Here is an 8,017-nt window from a genome sequence, read left to right as displayed (position 1 = left end):
CTACGGCAGCTGGAGGGTGCCGAGGTGGTAGGTGGCGGTGGTGCGGCCACCGAAGGAGGTGTTGTCGTAGTAGAACGAGAACGTGGGGTCGGCGATGTCGCTGAGCGGCACGACGTGCAGCACGGTGAACGTTTTCGTTTCGCCCGGCTCGACGAGCGCGTACTGCGATCCGGCGTTCAAATTATCCAGCGAGTAGTGCAGGCCGCTGATCCACAGGGCCCACGACGACGAGCTGCGCGCGAAGTACTGCTCGCCGCCCAGCTCCTTGAGGGTGCCGAACCCGCCTTCCGTCGGATCGGCGTACAGCGGGTCCTCCGACGTGTTCTTCACCGTGACGTCGATAGTGGCGTACGCGAACCCTTCGGAGAGCGTGCCGTCCTCCGCGATGGTGAACCCGCTTCTCTCGAAGTAAGAGTCGTCCCACATGGGCAACGCCAGATCGTCGACGGTCACGCCTTCGGGCAGCTGCTCGCTCACCTTCGCGTTCGTGCACGTCAGCAGCCCGGCCGCCGATCCGCTTGCCGCATTGGTCACCGCATTCTGCGGGAACCGCACGTCCATGATCTCGCCCGGCCGCAGTGGATTCTTGCTCACCACCCACGTGTCCTCGGGCGTCACGTTCTCGTCGGTCTGCTCGGGCGCGTCTTCGCTCGAACGCTCCGGCGCGGGCTCGGTGAGCGGGCGATCGAGGTTCGCAGGCGTTTCGTCGCCGAACGGGAAGGGATTGCAGTTCTCTTCCTCAACCGTGCCGTACAGCGTGTGGATCCACGTGAACCCGGCTTGCCGGTTGTCCAGCTTCTGCTGCACATCTTCGGCGAAGGGGTCTACGATCTGGGGAATCAGTTCGATGCCGGGCGTGGTTTCGTTCTTCGAATGCACGAGCTTCGCCTTCACGTCGGCCGCCGTCAGCGTGATGGAGCGCGTCGCGTGGCTGCCGTCCGCCTTCTCGATGGTGACGGTGAGCGTGGCCCCGTCAAGCGTGTCGATGTAGTCTTGATACCCGGTCACCACGCCCGAGTCCTCGTTCGTCCACAGCCCGAAACAGTAGTCGGACAGGCGCGAGCCGTCCGTGTCGTTCACCGGCAGGTCGATGGTGCTGCCCAGACGCTGGTAGCACTTCACGCCAACGGTTTCCACGGTGGGAGCTTCGCCGTCGAAGCTCATCCCGTTGACGGGCTGCACGAGGTCGTACTGCGCGTAGTGCTCGCCCTGCCCGATGAGCGTCGTGTTCCACGCCTGCGCCTCGGCCCAACGGTCGGGGTCGTCCGACGTGGAGAACTCCTCGTTGGTGTAGCGGTACAGCTCGCCCTTGTCGATGTGCGCCTGCACCCGTACGATGTCGCTGCCTTCGATGCGGAACATGCAGCCGGTGTAGACGCCTTCCTCCGCGTAGCGATCGGCGGGCGGAACGCGGAACAGGATGTCGGCCTCGAACAGAATGCGGCCGGCGTCGCCCATGGCCAGCAGCGTGTTGCCCGACGCGCCGTAGGCGGTGATGGCGAACCCCAGCGGGTCGACGTGCTTGCCGATGCGGGGTATGACCAGCGAAACTCCTACGATCACCGCCAACATTACGATGCATGCCGCCAACGCGAAGCCCCGGAACCGGTGTCGCTTGACCGCGAAGGGCGCGGGTCCGCTTCTTCGTGCTTGGTGGCGTGGGCCGGATGGCCGCGCTGGTTCGTGTTGCTCGCGGTCGATGCGGTCGAGCACGGCGCGCGACAGGTCGCGCGGCGCGTGGGCTCGGTTGATCAGGGCTGCGTAGCGGTGCAGGGGATCGTCAGTCATGGGGCACCTCCTTTCGGGAATCGCAGGGGTTGGCGACGACGAGCGGAATGCTCGTCGCATGCATGCCTTCGCGTGCCTTCCGACCCAACAGCAGGTCTTTCACGCGAGCCCGTGCGCGCGACAGCCAGGTGCGCACGGTGGCGGGTTGGCTGTTCAGCATGCGGGCTATTTCTTCGGTGGTGTAGCCTTCCACGTAGTGAAGGTGAACGGATGAGCGCAGGTTGTCGGGCAGCTGGCCCACCGCGTCCCACACGTCGGCGTCGGCGGGGTCGCGCACGAGCTCGGCCACGTCGTCGCGGATGGGGTCGAACGCCACGGTGCGGCGGTTCCAGTTCGATTTCGCCAGGTCGCGACAGCGGTTGATGGCGACCCGCAGCAGCCACGCCTTGAGGTGCTCGTCGCTGGTGAACACGGTGGCGTCGCTGTACAGGCGCATGAACACGTCCTGGTAGACGTCTTCGGCGTCGGCCTTCGACCGCGTTTGGCCGAGCGCCAGACGGTACACGGCGTCGCCCCAATCGGCCATGGCGTGCGCTATGAACTCCTCCGTGCGGCGCGATTGCGCGTCGTGTGCTGCAGACATCGATTCACCCCCTTGCTCAAGCATACGAGCCAGGGGGTGCAATTGTTTCAACGAATGTGAACTTTTTGCTGGAGCGGGGCGACCGGCCGGCCGCGCGGGACGGCCTTCGAGGAGCCGCGCGGTCTATGCAGAAGCCTCGTCGGGGTGCACCCATTGCCCGTGGCCCTTCGTCTTCGGGCCGTGCTGAATGGCGAACACGGGGCAGCGATGCAGGCACGAGAGGCACTGCGCGCACGTATCTGCCACCCATGTGGGCATGCCGTCTTCCATGCGGATAGCGCTCACGGGACACGTCTTCGCGCAGAGACCGCAGCCGATGCACGTCGATTCCACGAAGAACGGCCTGGTGGAGCGCTTGCTCTTCCAGCTCGCATGCATGAGGCTGCCCACGAGGGGAGGGCCGGTGCGAACGCGGTGGCTGCCGGTTGCGCGCGTGCGCACGGCGGCGACGATGTCGTCGACGGCCGTGTCCGCCGCGCGCGTGACGCGCTCATTGCGCTCCTGGTTGGAGACGTCGAAGACAGGCGTCCACGTGTCCACCATGCGCACGCCGAACGCGGCCGCGAGCGGGATGCCCTTCGCGCGTAGCGCGGCGGCCGTCGACGAGCGCACCGTGCCGCTGAAGTTGCCGAAGGTGATGATGAGGTAGGCGTACGGGGTGTCGTCGGCGGTGTGCAGCTCGAGCGTGTCGAGGAAGTCGGACATGAGGGTGGGAAGCCCCATGAAGTACGTGGGCGTCACGATGCCCAGCGTTTCGCCCGCCGCAAGCTCGAACGAGCGGCGCCCGTCGCTTTGGGCGTCGAGGATCGAAACCGCCTGGTCGTCGAAGGCTTCTGCGAGGCGATGCGCCACGTGGCGGGTGTTGCCCGTGGCGGAGTAGTAGAGAATCATCGGTTGCTCCTGCACCTGTCTAGTTCTGGACACTTGTCAATTTCCATCATCCACCATAGAATGGGCCGCGCGATGAAACAAGGGACGGCTTTGCCCGTCGTGCCCAAGGTTGGACAACATCCGGCTTCGTGCAAAACCGTGCGGGAGGAAAGCGAGGACGGCGTGAAGTACGATGTGACGAAGAAGCCCACAAAGGGAGCGCAGCGTACGCTCGACGCGTTTTCGCATGCGCTGCTGTCGCTGCTTGCCGAGCGGTCGTTCGAACGCATCACGGTGAACGAGCTGTGCGAGCGCGCGGGGTACCCGCGGGCGACGTTCTACAACTACTTCGACGACAAGTACGATCTGCTCGACTACGGATGGCGGCGCATCGGCGCCCATCTGCGGTTGGATGAGGCCGCGACGATGGACGCGGAAGAGGGCCTGCGCGTGTACTTCGACCGCACGTACGACCTGTGTGTCGAGCACCTCGACGCCATCAAGCGCACGCTCGTGCACAACGCCGCCTCGGGCTACCTGCTCAACCACCTGCGCGCCATCATGCAGGTTGAGATTCGCGCGATGCTGCGCACCTGTCCCGAGCGCGTCGTGGCCCCCATCCCTTACGAGCTGATTGCCGACCACTTCGGCAACACCCTGTTCCTCGTGCTGGAATGGAGCCTGCTCGGCGACCGCCGCTGCTCCAAACCCCAAGCCCACGCCTACCTCCACCATTTGCTCGCAGGGGTGTAGGCGCGGCGGGGCCGTGCGTCGGGCGGCTGCGCTACTGAGCGGCATGAAAAAAGCCGCTCGTCGTTTGACGGGCGGCTTTGGTGGGGCTTGGTGCTTGGTGCGTCGGCGTTATTCGACGCCCACGATGACGTCGGTGGACTTCACGATGGCCAGGGCGGCGGCGCCCTCGGTCAGGCCGAGGTCCTCGATGGCCTCGTTCGTGATGGAGCCCATGATGCGCGCGCCTTCGGCGGTCTCGATGGCCACATGGCCGTTCACGGCGCCCTTCTTCACGGACACGATGGTGCCGGCAATCTGGTTGCGGGCGGAGATGCCCTGGATGCGCTCGGAGCCGGCGGCGAACATCACGTTGCTGGCCTTGATGATGGCCACGGCGTCGGTGCCCTCTTTGAGGCCGAGGTCGTTGATGGCTTCCATGGTGATGTCGGCCTTGACGGTGGTGGAGCCGAGGTCGATGGATACCACGCCGTTCACGGCGCCTTCGGCGACGGCGGAAACGGTACCTTTGAGCTGGTTGCGAGCGGAAATCTTCATGTGCTGCTCCTTCTGGTTGAGGGGCTCCGGCTTTTCCGGCGGCCCGTTCGGTATGAGTGCAGTATCGCTGCTGCGGGGCGGCGGGGGAAGGGCCGCGCGCAAAGTGTACCGAGTTCGTACGCTCTCGTATCGTTTCGTTCACTTTCGTGTCGCGTTCGCGCTATACTTGCCTGAGTATATTCTTGCTTGACGCGGAAAGAGCGGTGGTTCTTGCATGCGCTACCTGATCGATGGGTACAACGTGACGAAGCGGGATCCTGCGACGCGCGACCTGTCGCTTGAGGAACAGCGCGATACCCTCGAGCGTCGCCTGCGCGTGGCGGCGCGGGACGTGCTGGGCGCGGGGAGCTACACCATTGTATGGGACGCGTCGCACGGAGCTGGATCGACGCATCGGCTGGATGCTCCGGTGGAGTTCACGCGGATGCCGACGGCCGACGACGCGATTGTGAGCAAGGTTCGGTCGGCGAAGGAGCGCATCGGGGTGGTGACGTCCGATCGGGAATTGGCGCATCGATGTCGCTCGGCCGCATCGTGCGGGGTTGACGTGCTGCCGGCCGAGCGCCTGTTTGCCGAGAGCGCGAAGCGATCCGGAGGCGCAAAGGGCGGAAAGCGTGCGCCGATGCCGCGTGACGTGGGCCTTCCGGCGAACGCGCACGCGATAACGCGCGAGTTGAAAGAGCTGTGGGGTTCCGAAGACTGACGGAAGGGGTTCGTCCATGCGCAACGACGACGCGTTGACGGCCGATGAGGTGGCCGGCCTGCTGCAGGTGAGCAAGAGCACCGTCTACAAGTTGGTGAAGGCCGACGAGCTGGCATCGTACCATGTCGGCCGCAAGATGCGCTTCACCATGGGCGACGTGGAGAACTACATCGCGCGCTCGAAGCGTGCGAAGGCCGCCCCGGCGGCGGTCGCGGCGGCGGCTGCGGTTGCCGCCCCGCGGGTGAGCGCCGCGGTTGCGCGTCCCGCTGCCGCAACGTTCGTGCTGGCGGGCAACGATGTGGTGGGCGACATCCTGGCGAACTACCTGGGCGCGACGAACACCGCGGTGGACCGCATCTACGAAGGCAGCTACAACGCGTTGGTGGACGTGTATCACGGCGTGGCGCAGGCGGCGCTCTCCCATATGTACGACGGCGAAACCGACTCGTACAACGTGGCGGCGGTGAAGCGCCTGCTGCCCGGCACGCCCGTGCGCGTGGTGCGGCTCGTGCGTCGCCGTCAGGGGCTCATCGTGGCGAAGGGGAACCCGAAGAACCTGCGCACCTGGGAAGATATGCTGAAGCCGGGCGTGCGCCTCGTCAACCGCGAGCGTGGCTGCGGCTCGCGCATCCTGCTCGACGAACAGCTGTCGCGTCTCGGCGCCGATCGCTTGGCTCTTGAGGGCTACGAGCGCGAGGCGAACTCGGCGCTGTCGATGGCGTCGTTCGTGGCGCGCGGAGCCGCGGATGTGGGCATCGGTGCCGAGCGCGTGTTCCGCCAGGTGGAAGGCGTTGACTTCCTGCCGCTGCAAGACGAATGGCTCGACATCGTGCTGGCGAAGCGCCCCGGCAACGAACGTGCCGTCGAAGCGATCACGAAGCTCACAAGAACCAGGCCGTTTCGGGAAGAGATCGGGTCGATCGTAGGATACGACCCAAGAAACATGGGAGAAGTGGTGTACGAGGGGTAAGCGCTTGTGCCGTTTCGGGGGGGGGGGCTTCTCCCTCCTCTATGCGCCTCGCGGAGGATTGGGGAGCTGAGCGAGCTGCTGCGGCGCAATAGGGAGACCTCCTGGTTGCGCCGCGCGCAAGAAGGGCAGACCCATGATCATTCCCGCGGCGCAAGGAAACAGGGGAGCGCAGCGCATGGGAACAGGGCCCGCGCGGTGCATGTTACACGGCGGCGCATGTTAAACGCCCCCCCCATCTCCTACCTCTCTCGTCAGCTTGTCGACGGTGCTTTCTTCAGGCGATATACTGCGTGCTACTCGAGGCGTGGGGAAGGGCGGTATGGGCGGACAGCGTGGGGTGGATCGGCGGACGTGGGCGCTTGTGGCGGTGGCCGTCGTGGGGTTCGGACTGCTGCAGGGTGCGCGGCTGCTCGACTTGGGGACGGGGCCGTACTCGCCGGAGCCGTACGCCATCGTGGGCATCGCGGTGGGAGGCTGCACGTACCTGAGCGTGGCCGTCCTGTCGTATCTGGGGCGGCTCGACCGCTCGTTGCCCTTGTTCGTGGGAGGGTGCTGCGCGCTTGCGGCGCGCGTGGTGCTGGCGGCAAGCCCCGACTCGTACGGCATCGTGCCCTTCGTGGGGCAGCTTGCCGGCGGCGTGGGGTGGGCGCTCGTCATCCTGTGCTGGATGCAGGTGTTCGCCAGCTATCGTCCCAGTTGGGCGGCGCCGATGATCACGGCGGGCTACGTGGTTGACACGCTGCTCGTGCCGCTGACCACTGCGCTGTTCCCCGATAATCGCAGCGTCGTGTTTGTGGTGGCGCTCGTCCTCTCGCTCGTCGCGCTGGGCGTGTGCATGCGTCAGCATCAGGCGGTGGCGAAGGTGATGATGCCGCACGACGCGCCCTCCACCTCCATGGCCGAGCTGGCCGCGCGCACGAAGCGCGCCGTGGTGGGCGCCGTCGTGTTCTCCGCGTCGTGCGGATTTGTCGTGCAGCTCGACCTCGCGGGCGGGGTGCACTACGCCCAAACGGCGGTCACGTCCATCCTCGGCGTGGTGGTGTCGTTCACCTTATGCCTGGGCCTCGTGCTGATCAGGCCGAAGAAAACCAGCATCGACCTCGCCTATCCCGTGTCGGCCGCCGCGCTCATGTCGGTGCTCATGTTCCGCAGCGTGAACCCCGGCGACACCACGTGGTCGGGACCGCTCATGGTGGTGCTGCTCATCACGTTCTTCTGCTTCATTTGGATCGCCTTTACGAGCGAGGCGTACGAGCGCAAGCTGCCCGCGTTCTTCCTGCTGGGCTTGGCCGTGGGCGCATCGCAGCTGAGCATCGCCGGCGGCCGCGCACTGGCCCTGACGGACCTCGGCGCCCTCGCATCGTCCCAGTTCGGCATCACGCTGACGGCGCTCATCTGGCTGTTGGGCGTGGCGGTGACGCTCATGTTCGTCAGCTATCTGTGGTTGTTCACGAAAAGCAAGGGGAGCGGGTACGTGGACGCGCCCGACGAGACCACCGAGCCCGCGGCGTCCATCGCGTCGCTCAACGCCGCCGCGCTCGAGCTGCTGCGCGACACCTACGACCTGTCCGCGCGCGAATTCCAGGTGGTGGGCGAGTTCTCGTCGGGCCGCAGCGCGCGCTACATCGCCGACTACCTCATGCTGTCGGAGCACACGGTGAAAACGCACCTGCGCCGCGCCTATGCGAAGCTCGACATCCATTCGCGCCAGGAGCTGCTCAACCTCATCGACCGCATGGAAACGGCCGTCCACCAGCGGCGATAGCGAAACGTGTGCCGCCGGACGAGTCCGACGGCACACGTGAGGGAGGGGATG

Annotated in this window: 8 protein-coding genes; 4 read left to right on the top strand and 4 right to left on the bottom strand. The window is 65.9% G+C overall.

Annotated elements, in window-relative coordinates:
- The 3 genes from C1876_RS01945 to C1876_RS01935 form a co-directional block, all read right to left on the bottom strand.
- Window positions 1–1,788 (bottom strand): hypothetical protein, encoded by a 1,788-nt coding sequence (locus C1876_RS01945; RefSeq protein ID WP_123269633.1) that lies wholly within the window; start codon window positions 1,786–1,788, stop codon window positions 1–3.
- Window positions 1,781–2,371 (bottom strand): RNA polymerase sigma factor, encoded by a 591-nt coding sequence (locus C1876_RS01940; RefSeq protein ID WP_114545043.1) that lies wholly within the window; start codon window positions 2,369–2,371, stop codon window positions 1,781–1,783. The genes C1876_RS01945 and C1876_RS01940 overlap by 8 nt, the downstream gene beginning before the upstream one ends.
- A gap of 123 nt (window positions 2,372–2,494) precedes the next feature.
- Window positions 2,495–3,295, bottom strand: coding sequence for an EFR1 family ferrodoxin (locus tag C1876_RS01935; protein WP_148707935.1), 801 nt, complete (start codon window positions 3,293–3,295; stop codon window positions 2,495–2,497).
- A gap of 66 nt (window positions 3,296–3,361) precedes the next feature.
- Here C1876_RS01935 and C1876_RS01930 point away from each other — a divergent pair, with 66 nt between their 5' ends.
- Window positions 3,362–3,994: a TetR/AcrR family transcriptional regulator gene (locus C1876_RS01930; protein WP_244909990.1), complete on the top strand. Its 633-nt coding sequence runs from the start codon at window positions 3,362–3,364 to the stop codon at window positions 3,992–3,994.
- Window positions 3,995–4,102: 108 nt separating this feature from the next.
- On the opposite strand, the gene C1876_RS01925 is transcribed toward C1876_RS01930, so the two are convergent.
- A complete protein-coding gene (locus C1876_RS01925) occupies window positions 4,103–4,528 on the bottom strand; it encodes a TOBE domain-containing protein (protein ID WP_114545041.1) in 426 nt (141 codons plus the stop codon).
- 214 nt (window positions 4,529–4,742) lie between these two features.
- Here C1876_RS01925 and C1876_RS01920 point away from each other — a divergent pair, with 214 nt between their 5' ends.
- The 3 genes from C1876_RS01920 to C1876_RS01910 all read left to right on the top strand — a co-directional run bounded on the left by C1876_RS01920 (window position 4,743) and on the right by C1876_RS01910 (window position 7,966).
- Complete coding sequence (locus C1876_RS01920) at window positions 4,743–5,231, top strand: NYN domain-containing protein (RefSeq protein ID WP_114545040.1); 489 nt, start codon at window positions 4,743–4,745, stop codon at window positions 5,229–5,231.
- 16 nt (window positions 5,232–5,247) lie between these two features.
- Window positions 5,248–6,201: a helix-turn-helix transcriptional regulator gene (locus tag C1876_RS01915; RefSeq protein WP_114545039.1), complete on the top strand. Its 954-nt coding sequence runs from the start codon at window positions 5,248–5,250 to the stop codon at window positions 6,199–6,201.
- Between the two features lie 319 nt (window positions 6,202–6,520).
- A complete protein-coding gene (locus C1876_RS01910; RefSeq protein ID WP_114545038.1) occupies window positions 6,521–7,966 on the top strand; it encodes a response regulator transcription factor in 1,446 nt (481 codons plus the stop codon).
- Window positions 7,967–8,017 lie beyond the last annotated feature (51 nt).

It is taken from the genome of Eggerthella sinensis, from assembly GCF_003339815.1.
Taxonomy (GTDB): Bacteria; Actinomycetota; Coriobacteriia; order Coriobacteriales; family Eggerthellaceae; genus Eggerthella; species Eggerthella sinensis.
This window is presented reverse-complemented; position numbering and strand designations above follow the sequence as displayed.

Excerpts from the sequence above, each read along its gene's own strand:
- C1876_RS01945 (WP_123269633.1), bottom strand. The coding sequence starts at position 1,788 with ATGACTGACGATCCCCTGCACCGCTACGCAGCCCTGATCAACCGAGCC.
- C1876_RS01940 (WP_114545043.1), bottom strand. The coding sequence starts at position 2,371 with ATGTCTGCAGCACACGACGCGCAATCGCGCCGCACGGAGGAGTTCATA.
- C1876_RS01925 (WP_114545041.1), bottom strand. The coding sequence starts at position 4,528 with ATGAAGATTTCCGCTCGCAACCAGCTCAAAGGTACCGTTTCCGCCGTC.
- C1876_RS01920 (WP_114545040.1), top strand. The coding sequence starts at position 4,743 with ATGCGCTACCTGATCGATGGGTACAACGTGACGAAGCGGGATCCTGCG.
- C1876_RS01915 (WP_114545039.1), top strand. The coding sequence starts at position 5,248 with ATGCGCAACGACGACGCGTTGACGGCCGATGAGGTGGCCGGCCTGCTG.
- C1876_RS01910 (WP_114545038.1), top strand. The coding sequence starts at position 6,521 with ATGGGCGGACAGCGTGGGGTGGATCGGCGGACGTGGGCGCTTGTGGCG.